Origin of the sequence: Phenylobacterium sp. (assembly GCF_035539035.1) — a bacterium.
GTDB lineage: Bacteria > Pseudomonadota > Alphaproteobacteria > Caulobacterales > Caulobacteraceae > Phenylobacterium.
Genome location: NZ_DATLJI010000014.1, coordinates 1 through 17476, shown reverse-complemented (window position 1 = coordinate 17476; position 17476 = coordinate 1). Strand labels below are relative to the sequence as shown.

General features: G+C 72.7%; 18 protein-coding genes and 1 tRNA gene. 14 read left to right on the top strand and 5 right to left on the bottom strand.

Features of this window, described 5'->3' with window-relative positions; genetic code table 11:
• Positions 1 to 133: 133 nt before the first annotated feature.
• The 5 genes from VM685_RS09660 (at position 134) to VM685_RS09640 (ending at position 5941) form a co-directional block, all read left to right on the top strand.
• Positions 134 to 967 (top strand): ABC transporter permease, encoded by an 834-nt coding sequence (locus tag VM685_RS09660; RefSeq protein WP_325459937.1) that lies wholly within the window; start codon positions 134 to 136, stop codon positions 965 to 967.
• Positions 964 to 1716, top strand: coding sequence for an ABC transporter ATP-binding protein (locus VM685_RS09655; RefSeq protein ID WP_325459936.1), 753 nt, complete (start codon positions 964 to 966; stop codon positions 1714 to 1716). The genes VM685_RS09660 and VM685_RS09655 overlap by 4 nt, the downstream gene beginning before the upstream one ends.
• Before the next feature lie 14 nt (positions 1717 to 1730).
• Complete coding sequence (locus VM685_RS09650; RefSeq protein ID WP_325459935.1) at positions 1731 to 3980, top strand: hypothetical protein; 2250 nt, start codon at positions 1731 to 1733, stop codon at positions 3978 to 3980.
• A 59-nt stretch (positions 3981 to 4039) separates the two neighbouring features.
• Positions 4040 to 5185 carry a glycosyltransferase family 4 protein gene (locus tag VM685_RS09645; RefSeq protein WP_325459934.1) on the top strand — a complete coding sequence of 382 codons (1146 nt, stop codon included), beginning with the start codon at positions 4040 to 4042 and terminating at the stop codon, positions 5183 to 5185.
• A 330-nt stretch (positions 5186 to 5515) separates the two neighbouring features.
• Entirely contained in the window at positions 5516 to 5941 is a 426-nt protein-coding gene (locus VM685_RS09640; protein ID WP_325459933.1) for a response regulator, read from the top strand.
• Between the two features lie 11 nt (positions 5942 to 5952).
• Here the strand turns inward: VM685_RS09640 and VM685_RS09635 are convergent, their stop codons facing one another.
• Together VM685_RS09635 and VM685_RS09630 are read right to left on the bottom strand one after the other, a co-directional pair.
• On the bottom strand, positions 5953 to 6156 hold the full coding sequence (locus VM685_RS09635) for a hypothetical protein (RefSeq protein ID WP_325459932.1): 204 nt from the start codon (positions 6154 to 6156) through the stop codon (positions 5953 to 5955).
• Entirely contained in the window at positions 6153 to 6317 is a 165-nt protein-coding gene (locus VM685_RS09630) for a hypothetical protein (protein ID WP_325459931.1), read from the bottom strand. The genes VM685_RS09635 and VM685_RS09630 overlap by 4 nt, the downstream gene beginning before the upstream one ends.
• 158 nt (positions 6318 to 6475) lie before the next feature.
• On the opposite strand from VM685_RS09630, the gene VM685_RS09625 reads away from it, so the two are divergent.
• The gene (locus VM685_RS09625; RefSeq protein WP_325459930.1) at positions 6476 to 6820 is read left to right on the top strand and encodes a P-II family nitrogen regulator; all 345 of its coding nucleotides are present in this window, start codon (positions 6476 to 6478) and stop codon (positions 6818 to 6820) included.
• Positions 6821 to 6827: 7 nt separating this feature from the next.
• On the opposite strand, the gene metW is transcribed toward VM685_RS09625, so the two are convergent.
• Both metW and metX read right to left on the bottom strand, forming a co-directional pair.
• Positions 6828 to 7538 (bottom strand): methionine biosynthesis protein MetW, encoded by a 711-nt coding sequence (metW, locus tag VM685_RS09620; RefSeq protein WP_325459929.1) that lies wholly within the window; start codon positions 7536 to 7538, stop codon positions 6828 to 6830.
• On the bottom strand, positions 7535 to 8692 hold the full coding sequence (metX, locus tag VM685_RS09615; RefSeq protein ID WP_325459928.1) for a homoserine O-acetyltransferase MetX: 1158 nt from the start codon (positions 8690 to 8692) through the stop codon (positions 7535 to 7537). The genes metW and metX overlap by 4 nt, the downstream gene beginning before the upstream one ends.
• A gap of 95 nt (positions 8693 to 8787) precedes the next feature.
• Here metX and VM685_RS09610 point away from each other — a divergent pair, with 95 nt between their 5' ends.
• The 4 genes from VM685_RS09610 (at position 8788) to VM685_RS09595 (ending at position 12220) form a co-directional block, all read left to right on the top strand.
• On the top strand, positions 8788 to 9285 hold the full coding sequence (locus VM685_RS09610) for a histidine phosphatase family protein (RefSeq protein WP_325459927.1): 498 nt from the start codon (positions 8788 to 8790) through the stop codon (positions 9283 to 9285).
• Positions 9282 to 9620 carry a DUF952 domain-containing protein gene (locus VM685_RS09605; protein ID WP_325459926.1) on the top strand — a complete coding sequence of 113 codons (339 nt, stop codon included), beginning with the start codon at positions 9282 to 9284 and terminating at the stop codon, positions 9618 to 9620. The genes VM685_RS09610 and VM685_RS09605 overlap by 4 nt, the downstream gene beginning before the upstream one ends.
• The gene (locus VM685_RS09600) at positions 9617 to 10660 is read left to right on the top strand and encodes a quinone-dependent dihydroorotate dehydrogenase (RefSeq protein ID WP_325459925.1); all 1044 of its coding nucleotides are present in this window, start codon (positions 9617 to 9619) and stop codon (positions 10658 to 10660) included. Before VM685_RS09605 ends, VM685_RS09600 begins: the two co-directional genes overlap by 4 nt.
• 75 nt (positions 10661 to 10735) lie before the next feature.
• Positions 10736 to 12220 carry a HAMP domain-containing sensor histidine kinase gene (locus VM685_RS09595; RefSeq protein ID WP_325459924.1) on the top strand — a complete coding sequence of 495 codons (1485 nt, stop codon included), beginning with the start codon at positions 10736 to 10738 and terminating at the stop codon, positions 12218 to 12220.
• Here VM685_RS09595 and VM685_RS09590 read toward each other — a convergent pair.
• The gene (locus tag VM685_RS09590; protein ID WP_325460369.1) at positions 12217 to 13944 is read right to left on the bottom strand and encodes a gamma-glutamyltransferase family protein; all 1728 of its coding nucleotides are present in this window, start codon (positions 13942 to 13944) and stop codon (positions 12217 to 12219) included. The two genes, VM685_RS09595 and VM685_RS09590, sit on opposite strands and share 4 nt — an antisense overlap.
• A 96-nt stretch (positions 13945 to 14040) precedes the next feature.
• On the opposite strand from VM685_RS09590, the gene VM685_RS09585 reads away from it, so the two are divergent.
• From VM685_RS09585 to VM685_RS09570, 4 genes are all read left to right on the top strand, one after another.
• Positions 14041 to 15075: a P1 family peptidase gene (locus VM685_RS09585; protein ID WP_325459923.1), complete on the top strand. Its 1035-nt coding sequence runs from the start codon at positions 14041 to 14043 to the stop codon at positions 15073 to 15075.
• A 46-nt stretch (positions 15076 to 15121) separates the two neighbouring features.
• Positions 15122 to 16393: a hypothetical protein gene (locus VM685_RS09580; protein ID WP_325459922.1), complete on the top strand. Its 1272-nt coding sequence runs from the start codon at positions 15122 to 15124 to the stop codon at positions 16391 to 16393.
• Between the two features lie 36 nt (positions 16394 to 16429).
• Positions 16430 to 17176, top strand: a complete 747-nt coding sequence (locus VM685_RS09575; RefSeq protein WP_325459921.1) for a class I SAM-dependent methyltransferase — start codon at positions 16430 to 16432, stop codon at positions 17174 to 17176.
• An 81-nt stretch (positions 17177 to 17257) separates the two neighbouring features.
• A tRNA-Arg gene (locus VM685_RS09570) sits at positions 17258 to 17334 on the top strand.
• Positions 17335 to 17476: the final 142 nt, after the last annotated feature.

The window sequence follows — 17476 nt, the reverse complement described above, 5'->3', positions numbered from 1 at the left end:
CCTTGGACGTGCGGGCTAACACGGAAGCGGCGGGGCTTGCAAAGCTGGCCACGCGTGGGTCCGCGCGGCAAGGCGCCGTGTTGCGTGGCGCAGACCCAACTGATACCTCCGCGCCCTCTCGTCGGGAGTGTTGATGGAAACCGCCACCCACATGCTGCGGACCGGACGGCGCGGGACGCTGTTCGAGTTCCAGATGGCCCTGCGGGACCTGAAGACCTCGGGCGAGCGGCTGGGCCTAGCCTGGTCGCTGGCCTGGCACGACGTGGTCTCCCGCTACCGCGGCTCGATCCTGGGTCCGTTCTGGATCACGCTGTCCATGGGCCTGATGGTGCTCGGGATCGGGTTCCTGTACTCGCGCCTGCTCAACATCTCCCTGGAAGAGCTGATGCCCTATGTGGCGCTCGGGATCGTCTTCTTCGGGGTGATCGCCGGGGTGGTGAACGAGGGCTGCGACACCTTCGTGCAGGCGTCGGGGATGCTCTCGCAGACCAGCCTGCCGATGTTCACCTTCGTCTGGCGCACGGTCCTGCGGAACCTGATCAACCTCGCCCACCATCTGGTGATCGTCGTCGCGGTGCTGATCTGGTTCGGCTACTGGCGCGAGGCCAACCCGCTGCTGGCGCTGGGCGGCGTCCTCTTCCTGATCGTCAACGTCTCCTGGATGAGCATGCTGGCCGGGATCGTCTCGGCCCGGTTCCGCGACATCCCGCAGATCGTCATCTCCGTGATGCAGTTCGCCTTCTTCATGACGCCGGTGTTCTGGCGGCCCGACCGGTTCGGCGACCAGCACGTCTTCCTGACCGTCAATCCGTTCTACCACATGCTCGAAGCCATCCGCGCGCCGCTCCTGGGCACGCCGGTGAGCGGGCTGAGCTACATGGTGCTGAGCGCAATGGCGGTTCTCGGCTGGGCGGTGACGTTCAGCGTGTTCGCGGTCACCCGCCGCCGGATCGTGCACTACCTATGAGCAAGGCTCCGCCCGTCTCCATCTCCTGCCGGGACCTGACCCTCCGCTTCCCGGTCTATGGGGTGGACGCCAAGTCGCTGAAGAAGCACCTGGCCAACATCACCGTCGGCGGCAAGCTCGGCCAGCACCACGGCTCCACCGAGGTCACAGCGCTCTCGCACCTGAACCTCGAGCTGCGCGCCGGCGACCGGCTGGGCCTGATCGGCCACAACGGTTCGGGCAAGACGACCCTGCTTCGGGCCCTCTCCGGCGCCTACGAGCCCGACGAGGGCCAGATCGAGGTGGAGGGCCGCATCGCCCCCCTGCTGGACCTCGGGCTCGGCATCGATCCCTCGGCCACCGGCTACGACAACATCCGCCTGCGCGGGCGAATCGCCGGCCTCTCCTCGAAGGACATCGAGGAGAAGATGGGCGAGATCGCCGAGTTCACGGGCCTCGGCCCCTTCCTGGCCATGCCGGTGAAGACCTATTCGGCCGGGATGCAGGCGCGCCTGGCCTTCGCCGCCGCCACGGCCGTCGAGGCCGACGTGCTGCTCATGGACGAATGGATCGCCGTCGGCGACGCCGACTTCCAGAAGCTCGCCCACAAGCGGCTCCTGAAGCTGGTCGAACGCGCGGGCATCCTGGTCCTGGCCAGCCACGACCTCGACCTCCTGCGGCTCTACTGCAACAAGGTGATGCGGCTGGAGGGCGGCGTCGCCTCGGCGGTCACCGACATCCGCAAGCTGGACGAGCTGCTCGCGGCCTGACGGAAGGCGCCGACTTGGACGTCATCTTCACCATCGTTTCGCGCAACTACGCCGCGCTGGCCGCCAGCCTGATGCAGAGCGTGGCGGCGCACGAGCCTGCCGCCCGGCGCGTGGTAGTGGCCACCGACGGGCCGCTCCCGACCCTTGAGCCGATCGCCGAGGTGATCGACGCCAATGACGTCGGCGCCCCGTTCCAGGACATGATCGTCTATTACGAGGCCCTCGAGCTGAACACGGCGGTGAAGCCCTACGTGTTCCGCCACCTGATGGCTCGGCCGGATGTCGGCAGCGTCACCTATCTCGATCCCGACATCCGCCTGTTCCGCCCCCTGACGGGTGTCCGCCAGGGTCTGGAGCAGGCGGAACTCGTACTCACGCCACACCTGACCCGGCCACTGCTGGGCGACGCCAGCCCCAACGACCGGAACATCCTGCAGTCGGGCAGCTACAACCTGGGCTTCGCCGCCATGCGCGACACCGCCAAGGTCGACGGCCTGCTCGAATGGTGGGCGCACCGCTGCCGGTTCGACTGCCGGGTGGACCTGGCCAACGGCCTGTTCACCGACCAGCGCTGGATGGACCTCTCCCCGGGATTCGTCGACAGCCTGCACCTGATCCGCCACCCGGGGTACAACCTCGCCTACTGGAACCTCGAGGGCCGCGCGCTCGAGCGCGCCGCCGACGGCTGGCGGGTGGACGGCGAGCCGCTGCACTTCTTCCACTTCTCGGGCTTCGACCCGAACCGCCCGAAGACCCTTTCCAAGCACCAGGACCGTCTGACGGTGGAGCCGGGCTCGGGCCTGGCCGAGCTGCTGGCGGATTACGGCAAGACCCTGCTCGGCAACGGCCACGCGACGTCCAGCCCGATCCCCTACGCCCACAACAAGCTGGCGGACGGGCGGGTGATGACACGGCCCATGCGCCGCCGCGCGCTGCGCGCCGCGCGGGCGGGCGAGACCTTCCCGGACGGCCTCGGCCCGGCGACCTCCGCCTGGTTCGACGAGGTCGATCCCGAGACGGTGGTCCCGGGGCTTCCCGACGTCACCCGGCTGCTGGAGCAGGCCTGGCGCGACAGCCCTGCGGCGGACCCGTTCGACCGCACCACCGCCGAGGGCCGGCTGGGCTTCATCCGCTGGGCGGGCGACAACGCCGCCGCGCTCGGCCTCGACGCCCGCGCCATCCAGGCCGCCGAGCGGCTGGCGGCGGCGGGCGGCGGCGGGCGCGCGCCCGATCCGACGGTGTGGCGCGAGGCGCCCTGGCGCGGACCGGCGGCCGAGGCGCTCGGCTGGCTGCGCGAGCCGCGCCAGCCGCCGCGGGCGGCGATGGCCCTCCTGGCCGCGCGCCGCGACCTGCGCCAGCGGTTCGGCCGGGATCCGCAGACCCTGCTCGCCTGGTGCGTCGGCCCGGAGGCCGCAGCCCGGCGCTTCGATCTCGATCTCCTGCCGCCGTCGTTGGTGGAGGAGCTTTCTCGGGACGGGCCGCTTCTCGTGCGCGCCGCGCGGTTCGCCGACCCGCTGGAGTCGGCCACCGAGCTGCGCCGGCGCCTGGCCGTGGGCTTCGGCGTCGCCGCGCGGGCGCGCTGGCCCGAGGCCCTGACCGGACCGCTCCGCGCGCCCCACCTGGTCCCGGCCGAGGGCCTGCCGGCGCCGTTCGTGCGGCTGTTCGCCGAGATCTGGGAGAGCCGCGGCGACCTGCAGCGACTCTATCCGCTGCGGTCGGCGCTCGGCCGGCTGCGCTTCCTGCGCTGGCTGCTGGCGGGCGGCCTGGCCGAGTACGGCGTGGAGCCTGCCGCCCTGCCCGCGTCCGTGCGCGGCCACCCGATGATGCGCCTGGCCGAAGCCAGCCTTCGCGGCCGCCGCAAGCCGGCCGCCGCGCCCGCGCCCGCCACGACCGCCCGGGCCGAGCGGCTGTTCGTCGTCGATCGGCTCGAGCGTGCGCCGGACCTGCCGACCGACGCCTCCGTCTACGAGGCGGCGCGCGGGCGGTTCCGCGGCGCGGTTCCGCAGCAGGTCGAGCAGGTGCTGTTCCTCACCGATCCCGACTGTATCCCCGCCGACGCCATCGCCCTGCACGCCCACGGCGTCCGCTGGACCGGCGCCGCGGCCGTCTGGGGCGCCGCTACCGTGGCCGCCCTGAGCGCCGAGGTCCCGGGCCTCGCCTTCGTTGATGTCGTGTGGAGCCAGGGCCCCGCCCGGGACGACCTCCCGCGCCCGGTGAAGACCGTCGGCTCCGACGCGCCGCTGCAGGCCGCGCTCGCCGCATGAGCGGTCTGGCGGCGGCCCAGGCCCTCTGGCGCCGCGCGCTTCCGGAGCCTGTCCGGCGGTTGGCCGCCCCGACCGTCACACGGGCGCTGCGGGCCTATGTCCACGCCGCCGGCCGCCCGGCCGCCGCGCCCGACACCGCGGGGTTGCCGATCAAGGTCGTGGGCCTGTTCGAGCGCTCGCACGGGATCGCCGCCTCGGCCCGTCTGGCGGTCCGCGCGTTCGAGGCCCTCGGCGCGCCGGTCGAAGCCGTCAGCCTCACCGGAAGCGGGGGCGACTGGCGCCGGCGACTCGCGGACGCCACGCCAGCCGCCGCGTGGATCTTCCACCTGAACGCGCCCGAGATGGTGGGCGCCCTGGCCTGCCTCGGGCCCCGCCAGGTGGTGGGGCCGAGGTTCGGCTACTGGGCCTGGGAGCTGCCCCGCGCGCCACGAAGCTGGCTGAAGGACGCGCGGCTGGTGGACGAGGTCTGGGCGCCCAGCCGCTACACGGCAGAGGCCCTCGCAGGCGCGGCGGCGCCGGTCCGGGTGGTGCCGCACCCGCTCTTCCTCGAGGACTACCAGGGCATCGCGCCGCTCCCTCGCCGCGCGGCCTTCCAGGCGGTGGCGATGTTCGATTTCAACTCCTCGGCGGCGCGCAAGAACCCGCGCGGCGCGATCGAGGCCTTCCGACGGGCGTTCGGCGAAGAGCCAGGCCTCGAGCTGACCTTGAAGACCCAGAACGGCGCCCGCTTTCCCGACCTGCTGGCGGCGCTCAGGCGCGACGCGCCGGGCAATGTGAGGATCGTGGACGAGACCTGGCCCTACGGCGAGGTCAAGCGGCTGATCGCAGGCGCCGATGCGCTGATCTCCCTGCACCGCGCCGAGGGCTTCGGCCTGCCAATGGCGGAGGCCATGGCGCTGGGCGTGCCGGTGGTCGCCACGGCCTTCTCGGGAAACCTCGACTTCATGCCTGAGGGCGCCGCCCTGCTGGCGCCGGCGACCTCCACCGCCGTGGACGACCCGCAGGGCATCTACCGCGGACAGACCTGGGCCGAGCCCGACCTGGACGCCGCCGCCAGCGCCCTGGTGACCCTGCGCCGGGACCCCGCCCTGCGGGCCCGCCTGGGTGAGGCCGGGCGGCGCGTCGTGGCCGAGAAGCTCTCGCCCCAGGCCTGGTTCCAGAGCCTGCCGGCGGCGGTGCGCACCGCCGCTCTGGCCGCGCGCTAGGGATCAGGCCCGCCGTTCGCGAACGCGTCGGAAGCTTGGCCGTGGTCTTCCGCACCGAGATCACTTGAACCGGGGATCCGGCAGATCGCCCGCAATGGCTTAGCTTTCCGCCGACCGATTGCTTTCACGGCCCCCTCTTGTGACTTCCCGTTGCTGTGATCATGATGGCCACGGCCGAAAAACTACAGTGACGCTTGTTGTGAAATCTCGTCGCACGGAACTCGCCTGCGCTACTCTGTCGCAGGCGCGATTTGGTCGCGCCGGTGGATCGCCCGCGCCGCATCGGCCTATCAACCGATGGGGGACGGTTCGTAGTACGGAGGCGAGCTGGTGCTTGTTCTCGTCGTAGAAGACGAACCCATGATCGCGGCGTCCATCCAGTGGGAGCTGGAAGACGCCGGCTACGAGGTTTTGGGCCCGGCCACGGGGGTGTCCGAGGCCGAGGCGTTGGCGCGCAAGACGCGGCCCGACCTGGCGTTCATCGACATCAATCTCGCCGGACACGACGAGGGCGTGGCCCTGGCGCGGGACCTGAAGGCCCGCCTCGGCGTCCCCTCGATCTTCGTCACAGGCCAGCTGGCGCAGGCGCGGCAGGCCCGTGACGCGGCCCTGGGCGTCCTGCCCAAGCCGTTCAACTTCCGCTCCCTCGTGCAGTCGGTGCCGGTCGCCGAGGCGCTCGGACAGGGTCGCCAGCCTACGCGCCTGCCGCACGGGCTGGAGCTCTTCACGCCCTGGCCGGTCGCGCAGGCCAGCTAGCCTCAGGCCCGCTAGTCGTCGTCCGACTTGAAGCTGCGGGGCTCGCCGGCCACCATTACCCGGGCCCGGCCGCCGCTCTTGCGCAGGATCTCGGCCGCGGATTCCGCCAGGTGCTGGGCCTCGGCCTCGCTGTCGGCCAGCGCCAGGAGTTCGCGCCCCGCGCTCACGCCCCACCGGTCCCCCGTCTTCGCGACCACCAGCACACTCGGCGTCATCGGCCGGCCTCGGCCTGGGCCAGAGCGGAGCGGGCCGCCTTGAAGTTCCAAGAGGCCACCAGGGGCACATAGAGGCGCGACCCGCTGGGCAGGGTGTACACCTCCACCCGGGTGCCGTTCGCGGTCTGCCTGACCTGGACGGCGCGCTGTCTCGGCGGCACGGCTCTCTCCCTCAGGCGCCCTCGTCGCGCGCCGGACGCCTGACAACCCGGCGCAAACGACGCGGGTTCCCGGCCGCGGGGCTCTTGGAGCGAGGCGGGGAAAGCCTTAGCTTCGGCTCGAACCCGCGCCCGCGCGGACAAACCCGGAGAGCCAGCGCATGAAGATGATCATCGCGATCATCAAGCCGAGCCGCCTGGATGCGGTGCTCGAAGCGGTCACCGAGGCCGGGGCCTCCGGCCTGACCGTCACCGAGGTCCGCGGCTACGGCCGCCAGCGGGGCAAGACCGAGGTCTATCGGGGCGCCGAGTACGAGGTGAAGCTGCTGCCCAAGGTGAAGCTGGAGATCGCCGTCCCCACAGACATCGCCGAACAGGTGGTGGAGGCAGTCGCCCGGACCGCCAACTCCGGCAAGATCGGCGACGGCAAGGTCTTCGTCCTCGACCTGGAGCAGGCGCTGCGCATCCGCACCGGCGACCGCGACGCCGCAGCCATCGCCGGCTAGGCGGGGCCTAGGCCTTGGCGCGGGCCCGACGCTTCGGCTTCGCGGGCTCCGCCTTCGGCAGGGCGACCTCGCCGAAGAGATCCTTCGGCACCGCGTCCGGCTCGCTCTCCGCCCGGCGGCTGAGCAGGAAGATCGCGGACTCAGAGCGCCAGTTCTCCAGCGGCCGCTTGGGATCGATGGGCCGGGCGGCCTTGCCGTTGGCGAGCGCCGCGCAGGCGTCGATCCGCAGGTCCAGGTCCTCGCAGAGGTCGGTGAAGTCCCGCAGCGTGCACAGGTGGATGTTGGCCGTCGCCCACCAGGGGTCCGGCAGCGCCCGGGTCTCCGGCATCCGGCCGCGGGTCATCAGGCTCACCCGCATCCGCCAGTGGCCGAAGTTCGGGACCGAGACGATCGCCTGGTCGGCGATGCGCAGGAGTTCGGAGAGCACATGCCGCGGCTCGCGCATCTGCTGCAGGGTCTTCGACAGTATGGCGTAGTCGAACGCCCGCGTCGGGAAGTGGTCGAGGTCCCGGTCGCCGTCGCCCTGCACCACGGCCAGGCCGCGCGCCAGGCAGGCCGAGACACCCGCCGGGCTGATCTCCAGGCCCTGGCCGTCGACGGCCTTCTCCCGCTGCAGCAGCTCCAGCAGCTCGCCCTCGCCGCAGCCGACGTCGAGCACCCGCGCGCCGGGCCGCACGAGCCGCAGGATCTCGCGGAAGTCCTCGCGGATGACGCTCACGCGAGCCCTCGCGCCTGGGCGCTGGCCTCCAGGAAGCCGCGCAGGGTGGCGTCGAGCTGCGGCTCGTCGAGGAAGAAGGCGTCGTGGCCCTTGTCGGTCTCGATCTCCACGAAGCTCGCCCGGCAGCCGGCGGCGTTCAGCGCGCGCACGATGTCGCGGCTCTCGGCCGTGGAATAGAGCCAGTCCGACGAGAAGGAGAGCACCATGAAACGCACCTGGCGGGCTTTCCGGAAGGCCTGGGCCAGCACGCCCTCGTGCCCCGCCGCCAGGTCGAAGTAGTCCAGGGCGCGGGTGATGTAGAGGTAGGAGTTGGCGTCGAAGCGGTCGACGAAGCTGGCCCCCTGGTGGCGCAGATAGCTCTCCACCTGAAAGTCGGCGTCGAACCCCCACGACAGGCCATCCTTGCGCAGCTCGCGGCCGAACTTTCGCTGCAGGGCGGCTTCGGACAGGTAGGTGATGTGCGCCGCCATGCGCGCCACCGCCAGCCCCTTCGACGGGCTGACGCCCTCGCTCTGGTAGGCGCCGCCGCGCCAGTCCGGGTCGGCCATGATCGCCTGGCGGCCCACCTCATGGAAGGCGATGTTCTGGGCCGAATGGCGCGCGGCCGCGGCGATGCAGACGGCGCTGAACAGCTTCTCCGGATAGTCCGCCGCCCACTGCAGGACCTGCATGCCGCCCATCGAGCCGCCGACCACCGCGAACAGAGTGTCGATCCCCATGGCCTCGACCAGCATGGCCTGGGCGCGGACCATGTCGGCGATGGTGATCATCGGGAAGGCCAGGCCGTAGGGCTCGCCGGTCTTGGGATTGGCCGAGCCGGGACCGGTGGAGCCCATGCAGCCGCCGACCACATTGGTGCAGATGATGAAGTAGCGGTCGGGATCGAGCGGCAGGCCGGGCCCGATCACCCGGCTCCACCAGCCCGGCTTGCCGGTGATCGGGTGGGTGGAGGCGGCGTACTGGTCGCCGGTCAGCGCATGGCAGACCAGGACGGCGTTGGTGCGGCTCTCGTTCAGGCGGCCGTAGGTCTGGTAGCCGATCTCCAGCCCGGGCAGGACCGCGCCCGAATCCAGCCGCAGCGGCGCGCCCGCCGGGAAGCGCCAGACGCCGCCGTCGGTCTCGATCGCAGGGCTGAGCGCGGCCTGGTCGTCCATCGCGCCTTGAAGACCGCCAAGCCCCACCGGTGTCAATGGCTTCGCAGCCCCGCCGGACCCCGCTATGAGGACCCTCGAGGGGTGTGTGAATCTCCATGGACCGTCTGATCCTCTTCCGCCACGGCAAGGCCGAGCCGGACTCCGCGAGCGGCGACGACTTCGACCGCCGGCTGGAGCCGCGCGGCGCACGCGAGTCGGCCGCCATGGGCGAGAGCCTGGCCGACCTGGGCATGCGGCCCGACCTGGCGCTGGTCTCCGCGGCGATCCGCACCCGGGAAACCTGGGCGGCGGCCGAGACCGTCTTCCCGGGCGCCGAGGTGCGCTTCGAGAAGGACCTTTACCTCGCCGACGCGGGCTCCATTCGCCAGGCGGCGGAGCGGGCCGGCCGCGGCCGCGGCACGGTGATGGTGGTGGGCCACAACCCGGGCCTGCAGGAACTGGCCGTGGACCTGCTCACCGAGGGCAAGGCGCCGCCGGCCCTGATCGCGCGCGCCGCCCGCAACTTCCCGCCGGGCGCGGCGGCGGTGTTCCTGATCGACGGCAAGGGGCGGCCCGCCTTCGACGGCCTGTTCTATCCGGAGCGCGGCGAGTGAGGATCTACAAGATCCTTCCCCGCGGCGAGTGGGCGGCGGCCCGGGCGGCCGGCCGCTTCGAGGGTTCGGCCGTGGACCTGGCCGACGGCTTCATCCACTTCTCCACGGCCGCGCAGGCGCAGGAGACGGCCCGGCGGCACTTCGCCGGTCAGCGTGACCTGGTGGTGCTCGAGGTGGAGGCGGACGACCTGGGGGAGGCGCTGCGCTGGGAGCCGTCCCGCGGCGGCGATGTCTTCCCCCACCTTTACGGGCCGCTGGACGCCGCCCGCGTGCTGAGCGTGGCAGAGGCGCCGCTCGGCGCCGACGGGGTCCCGGTCCTGCCGGTCCTCGCATGAGCGCCCTGCACGGCCTCGCCACGCGCGCCCTGCGAGGCCTGGACCCGGAGGACGCCCACGGCTTGGCGATCCGGGCGCTGAAGGCAGGGCTGGGGCCGCGCGGCGGACGCGACGACCCGATCCTGGCCACGACGCTGGCGGGCATGGCCCTGCCCAACCCGGTGGGCCTGGCGCCCGGATTCGACAAGAACGCCGAGGTGTTCGGGCCCATGCTGCGGGCCGGCTTCGGCTTCGTGGAGTGCGGCACGGTCACCCCGCTCCCGCAGGCCGGTAACCCGCGTCCGCGGCTCTTCCGGCTGACCGAGGACCGGGCCGTGATCAACCGCATGGGCTTCAACAACGACGGCCTGGAGGCCTTCGCCGCGCGGCTGGCCCGCCGCGGCCCTGGCGTGGTCGGCGCCAACATCGGCGCCAACAAGGACTCCGAGGACCGGGTCGCCGACTACGTGACCGGCCTGACGAGGCTGTGGGGGCTGGCCAGCTACTTCACCATCAACATCTCCTCGCCCAACACGCCAGGCCTGCGCGCCCTGCAGACCAAGGCCGCGCTGGAGGAGCTGCTGGGCCGGCTCGCCGATGCCCGCGACGCCCTGCCGGCGGCCGGCCGCGTCCCGATGTTCCTGAAGGTCGCGCCGGACCTGGCGGACGGCGAGGCGGAGGCCATCGTCGAGACGGTGCTCGCCAACCGGCTGGAAGGGATCATCGTCTCCAACACCACCATCGCGCGGCCGCCGCTCGCCTCTTCGCTGCGGGACGAGGCCGGCGGCCTCTCCGGCGCGCCCCTCGCCGGCCCCTCCACGGAGATGCTGCGCCGTTTCGCCGCCCTGGCCGCCGGTCGGCTCACCCTCATCGGCGTCGGCGGGATCGGCTCGGGGGCGGAGGCCTACGCCAAGATTCGCGCCGGCGCGCAGGCCGTGCAGCTCTATTCGGCCCTGGTCTTCGAGGGGCCGGGGCTCGTCGACCGCATCAAGCGCGAACTTGCGGCCCGGCTGCGCGCGGACGGTTTCCGCACCGTCGCGGAGGCGGTGGGCGCTGGCTGATGAATCCGCCGGAAGACGCGCCCGCACGGCCGGACGCGTTGCCCAAGCTTGCCCACTGATTTAACGGGATAGCCTATGGCGGACGCGCCCTCGCCGCAGGAACTTCCCAGACCGGACAGGCGCCGCTTCTTCTGGCCGGGCGGCCTGTCGGCGCGCCTGCTCACGCTCACCATCCTGTTCGTCGCGGCTGGCGGCATGCTCGCCCTGCCGCCGGCCCTGGCGGCCTACCAGGAGAGCTGGCTGCTTGACCGGGTGCGGGCCGCGGAGACCATCTCGCGCATCTCCGATATCGCCCCGGAGCGCATGAACCTGGAGCAGCGCGAGCAGCTCCTGCAGGGGGCAGGTGTGGAGTGGGTGGCCATCTCCACGCCGGACGTGGGCCTGCGGCTCGTGCTCCAGGGCAGCAAGCGGCCGCAGCGGCCCTACCTCGTGGACCTGCGCCAACAGGGTCCGGGGTCCTGGCTGGTGGGGCCGTTCAACACCCTGTTCGGCGGCGAGGGCCGCTCGGTGCGGGTGCGCGCCAAGCCGCGCTTCATCGAAGCCGACTTCGTGGAGGTGGTCGCCCCCGACGCCGAGCTGAAGCAGGAGCTGTGGGACTACCTCTGGCGGCTGATCATCATCGTGGCCTTTGTCTCCACCCTGGCCGGCGTCCTGGTCTACCTGTCCCTGAACCTCTTCCTCGTGCGGCCCATGCAGCGGATCACCTACGCCATGGAGCGGTTCCGCGCCGACCCGGAGGACCCGGAGGCGCGAGTCGAGCTCTCCGGCCGCCGGGACGAGATCGGCCGCGCCGAGGCCGAGCTCGGCCGGATGCAGGCCGACCTGCGCGCCGCGCTCAACTCCCGCGCCCGGCTGGCGGCGCTGGGCGAGGCGGTGGCCAAGATCAACCACGACCTGCGGAACATGCTGACCAGCGCCCAGATCGCTTCGGAACGGCTGGCGGCGCTGAAGGACCCCAAGGTGCGCGAGGCCCTGCCGCGCCTGGAGCGCGCCCTGGACCGGGCCGTGAAGCTCGCTTCCGACGTGCTGACCTACGGCAAGACCCAGGAGGCCGCGCCCGAGGCCCGGCCGGTGAGGCTGGCGGCCGCCCTGGAGGCGGCGGCTGAGGAGGCCCGGCTGTCGGACGAGGGCGTGCGGCTGGCCTGCGAGGTGGGCCGCACGGAACAGGTCATCGCCGACCCCGACCAGCTGCACCGGATCCTGGTCAACCTGCTGCGCAACGCCCGCGAGGCGATCGAGCACCAGTCGGGCCGCACCGCGCCCGGCCGCATCCGCGTGACGCTGGAGCAGGGCGACAACGTCAGCCTGGTGCGCGTGGCCGACAACGGGCCGGGCGTGCCGCCGCGGGCGCGGGAGCGCCTGTTCCAGCCCTTCGCGGGCTCCAGTCGGCCGGACGGCGCGGGCCTGGGCCTGGCCATCGCCCGGGAGCTCGCCCAGGGCCACGGCGGCGACCTGGGGCTGGTGGAGAGCACCGACGCAGGCGCCGTCTTCGAGCTGCGCCTGCCGGGGGCCCCGCCCAAGGCGCCGACGCGCAGCCGTTCTGCGAAGAGCTCCGCCTAGAAGCCGAGGGCCACGCCGTCGCGCCGGGGATCGGCGCCGCCGCGCAGGCCCTCCGGGACCCGCTCGATCCCGTGCAGGCCCGAGCCCTCGGCGCCCACGCCCGAGCGCAGCTGCACGCCGCGGGCGGCCAGGCCCTCCACGACCGGCGCGGGGAACTTGTCCGCCTCGGCGGCATAGTAGGACCCGCTGGCGATCAGGTTCGGCAGGTCGATCGCGGCCTGCATGGGCAGCTTCCAGTCCAGCACGCCGGTCAGCGCCTTGAGGTTATAGGCGAGGATCGCCGGTCCGCCCGGCGAGCCCACGGCGGCCACGAAGCGTCCCTGCCGGTCGAGCACGATGGCCGGGGCCATGGAGGAGCGCGGCCGCTTGCCGCCCGCCACGGCATTCGCCGCCGGCGCGCCGTCGGAGAAGGTGGGCTGGAAGGAGAAGTCGGTGAGCTGGTTGTTGAGGAAAAAGCCCGCCACCATCCGGCCCGAGCCGAAGATGCTCTCCACGGTCGTGGTCATCGAGACCACGTTGCCGGCGGCGTCGACGATGGTGAAATGGGTGGTGCCGGCCGGCTCCACCGTGCGGTCCGGGGCGCGAACGCCGGCCCCGCGGGGACTGCCGGGCGGCGGCGGCGGGCCGGCCTTCGCCGGGTCGATCAGCTTCGCGCGCTGGTCCAGGTAGGCCGGCTCCAGCAGGCCCTCGACGGGGACCTCCACGAAGGCCGGGTCGCCGATGTAGCGGTCGCGGTCGGCGTACATCAGCCGGCTCGCCTGGCTGAACAGGTACCAGGCCTGCGGGTCGGCGGGGCCGCGGGACGCGATATCGGTGCGCTCCAGGAGCCCCAGCCCCTGCAGCACGGCGGGGCCGCCCGACGGCGCGCTCGGCGTGCAGACCACGTAGACGCGGTAGGGCCGGCAGAGCGCCGGACCCTTCTTCGGCCGGTAGGCCTTGAGGTCGGCGAGCGTCATCGATCCGGGCAGCGGGTCCTGCCGCAGGCGCGCGACGATGGCCTCGGCGATGGAGCCCTCGAGGATCGCCTTCGGGCCCTCGGCGGCGATCCTGCGGACCGTCTCGGCGTAGGCCGGGTTGCGGAAGGTGTCGCCCGGCCGGATGCGGGTCCCGTCCGGCTTGGTGAAGTAGGCGGTCGCGTCCGGCGTCTGGCCCTGGGCCGAGCGGCCGTTGGCGGCCTCGCCCATCCGGCGCGGCACGACGAAACCCTGGTCGGCCAGGCGCTCGGCCTCCCCGAACAGCTGGCGCCACGGCAGCTTGCCGTGGTCGGCCTGGGCCATGGCGAGCATGGCGACCGCGCCGGGCACGCCGGTCGAGCGGCCCGAGAGGATCGCCTGGGTGCGGTTCAGCGGCTTGCCGTCCGGCCCCATGAACATGTCGGGCGTGGCCGCCGCCGGCGCGGTCTCGCGGCCGTCGTAGGCGGTCACCGACCGGGTCGTGGCGTCGTAGTAGGTCAGGAAGGCGCCGCCCCCGAGGCCCGAGCTCTGCGGCTCCACCAGCCCCAGCACCGCCTGCACCGCCACGGCCGCGTCGACCGCCGAGCCGCCGGCCCGAAGGACCTTCAACCCCGCCTCCACGGCCATGGGATTGGCGGCGGCGACCATGGCCCGCGCGGCCACGCCCTGGGTGGTCGGCGCATCGGCCACGGCGGCCGGCGGCGGCGGGGCGGAGGTGGTCGTGCACGCCGCCAGCAGGGCGGCTGCGGAGAGGCTGGCGAGACGCTTCAGGATCGGCACTGGTCTGACGGCTCCGGCGGTGAGGCCCCACCCTTAGGGCGTCTGCGCGTGGACAACAAACCTCCCGGCGTGCGAGGTCGGGACCCGATGGACGAAACGCGGCCCAGCGCAGCGCCCGGCGCCCGCAACCTGATCACCGACGTGCCGGGCCTGAAGGTCGGGCAGGCGGAGGATGCGCGCGCCCGCACCGGCGTCACCGTCATCCTGCCGGACGACCGCGCGGTCTGCGCCGTGGACGTGCGCGGCGGCGCGCCCGGCACGCGGGAGACGGATGCGCTCGCGCCGGAGAACCTCGTGGACGCGGTGGACGCCGTGGTCCTCTCCGGGGGCTCCGTCTACGGCCTGGCCGCCGCCGACGGCGTTGTCGGCTGGCTGGGCGCGCGGGGCCGGGGCTACGGGCTGGCGGTCGGCTCCGACGTGCCGCCCTCGCCGGTCGTGCCCGCCGCCATCCTGTTCGACATGGCCAACGGCGGCGACAAGGCCTGGGGGGAGGCCCCGCCGCACCGCGAGCTCGGCCGCGCCGCCGTTGCCGCCGCGGCCGAGGACGTCCGGCTGGGGACCGCCGGCGCAGGCTACGGGGCCATGGCCGGCGCCCTGAAGGGCGGCGTGGGCTCGGCCTCGATCGTCACCGCCGACGGCTACACGGTGGGCGCCCTGGTGGCGGTGAACTGCTGGGGCTCGGCGGTCGCGCCGGGCGGGCGGACCTTCTGGGCGGCGCCCTACGAGATCGGCGGCGAGTTCGGCGGCCTCGGCGCCGCGGGGCTGTGGGGTCCCCCGGACGACTGGGGCCTCGCCAAGGCGCCCGGAGCCCTGCGCAACACCACCATCGCCTGCGTGGCCACGGACGCGGCCCTGACTCCGGCCCAGGCCAAGCGGCTGGCGGTGATGGCCCAGGACGGCCTGTCCCGCGCCATCCGCCCGGTCCACGCCCCGTTCGACGGCGACGTGGTCTTCGCGATGACCACCGGCGCCCAGCCGCTCGCCGAGCCCGCCAACTACCTGCTGGCGCGGCTGGGGGCCCTGGCCGCCGACTGCCTCGCCCGGGCGGTGGCCCGTGGCCTCTACGAGGCCACGCCCTGGCCGGGAACCGACGTCCGCTGCTGGCGCGACCTTCCGGGCTGAGCCCGGCGCTGGTAAGCCTCGCCGGGAAAGTCCGGGAGACGCGAAAATGCATTCGGCTGTGAAACTGAGCCTGGTCGCCGGCGCGGCCGTCCTGGCGGGCAGCGCCACCGCCCAGCCGGCGCAGAAGGTGACCGGCCCGATCGCCACCTACTGGATGAGCGCCCAGACCCACACCGGCTTCGGGATGCCGGGCGCAGGCGCCGGGGCCGGGCCCTCGCCTGCGCAGATCATGCAGATGATGCGCGGCGGCGGCGCCCAGCACACCCTGACCCTGCAGCTCGGCTCGTCCGACAAGCCGCCCGCCGCCCCCGCCGCCGAGCACCTGCCCCCGCCGGGCCTGAAGGCCGGCCCCAGCCTGCCGCTGGTGACGCCCACAGCCCAGCCGGCGCAGCGCACGGAGGAGCAGCCCTCCATGCCGCGGGAGTTCGAGCGGCCGCGCGGCAAGATGCTGATCTTCTGGGGCTGCGGGGAGCGGGCGAAGGCCGGCCAGCCGGTGGTGATCGACTTCTCCCAGATGCAGCCCGGCAAGATGCCGCCGGGGCTGGAGGCGCTCGGCCGCGGCCTCAACATCAGCCCGATGCAGCCGCCGGCCCCGGGCCGCAACGCCACCTACGGCGAGTGGCCGAACGCCCGGGCCCGCACCAGCGTCCCCGGCGACGGCTCCCTGGTCGGCGAGCACACCGTGCGCGGCAACTACAGCCCGGAGATCCGCTTCGCGCTCAGCCAGCAGCAGGACTTCCTCGCGCCGCTCAGCCTGACCACCAACGCGAAGACGCCCAGCGGCTCCGTCCAGCTCGGCTGGAACGCCGTGCCGAACGCCCAGGCCTATCTCGCGACCGTCATGGGCGGGCGCGACGAGACCATGGTGCTGTGGACCTCCTCGGAGGTGCAGGCGTCGGCCTTCGCCCTGCCCGACTTCATCTCGCCGGGCGACCTCACCCGCCTCGTGGCCTCCAGGGCCCTGATGAGCCCGCAGACGACCAGCTGCACCGTACCGCGCGAGGTGGCCGAGGCCGCGCCCCAGGCCATGCTCCAGCTCGCCGCCTACGGCCCCGAGGTCAACTTCATCCATCCGCCCCGGCCCAGCGACCCGAAGGTCGCCTGGAACCGCCAGTGGCAGGTGAAGGTCCGCTACCGCTCGGCCACGGGCGGTCTGCTCGGCCAGCCCATGCCCGGCATGGCCGACGCCGACGACGACGAGGCGCGGCCAGCCCGCCCCGGCGAACAGCCGCCCGCCAACAAGAAGAAGGACACCCGCCGGCAGATCTTGAAGGGCCTCGGCGGCGCCCTGGGCGTGCCCGTCCCGCCGATTCCCTGAGGCGCACCACGCCGATCACCCCGCCCCGGAGGGACGATGAGCGAGACCAACCCTGACGCACCGGCGCCGCCCCGCAAGCCTCTCAAGGGGCCGCCCTACCGGGACTTCGTGCGTTACGTCACCCTGGTCACCCGCGCCCGTCGGTACATGGAGGTGGGCGTCCGGAACGGATTCACCCTCGGCAAGGTGGACTGCGCGAGCGTCGGCGTGGATCCGAAGTTCGTCTTCGACCGCGATGTGATGGGCAACAAGCCGTCGCTGCACCTCTACCAGATGACCAGTGACGACTATTTCCGCGACCACGACCCGCGGGCTGTGCTGGGCGGGCCCGTGGACGTCGCCTTCCTGGACGGGATGCACCTCTTCGAGTTCCTGCTGCGCGACTTCATGAACACCGAACGGGTCTGCCACCCGGGCTCGGTCATCCTGCTGGACGACTGCCTGCCGGTGAACATCGAGATGACGGAGCGCGAGCACCGGCCCGAGCTGCGCGCCGACCGCCAGATCGCCGGCTGGTGGACGGGGGACGTCTGGAAGGTGGTGAGCATATTGCGCGCCTACCGGCCGGAGCTCAGGATAGCGGCCTTCGACGTCATCCCGACCGGCAGCATCGCCGTCTCGGGCCTGGACCCGCACTCGACGGTGCTGGCCGACGCCTACGACGAGATCCTCGCCCGCTACGGACCTGAGGACCTGACGCCCGAACGCTTCGACGCGTACTGGGAGGAAAACCGCCCGGCTCCGACCGGCGCCTTCGTCGGGATGTTTGATCTTCCGATCTAGACCGGCGACGCGCATCAGAATGAAGGGTTGAACGCCGCCGCCTCCGACGCTAGATAGCCTCCCCTCGCCGCAAGGCGGTGCGCGCCCGTAGCTCAGCTGGATAGAGCATCAGACTACGAATCTGAGGGTCGGACGTTCGAATCGTTCCGGGCGCGCCACTTCTTCCCCCATCGCTGAAAACGCTGCGGTTTCACCGTGCGGGAAACCGTCTTCGGACGATTGCTACACAACCCTGCTACACGAACCCGCCCACGATGCGGGCCTAAGTGTCTCTCAACGCTCGGGGAAACTCGCGGGCGG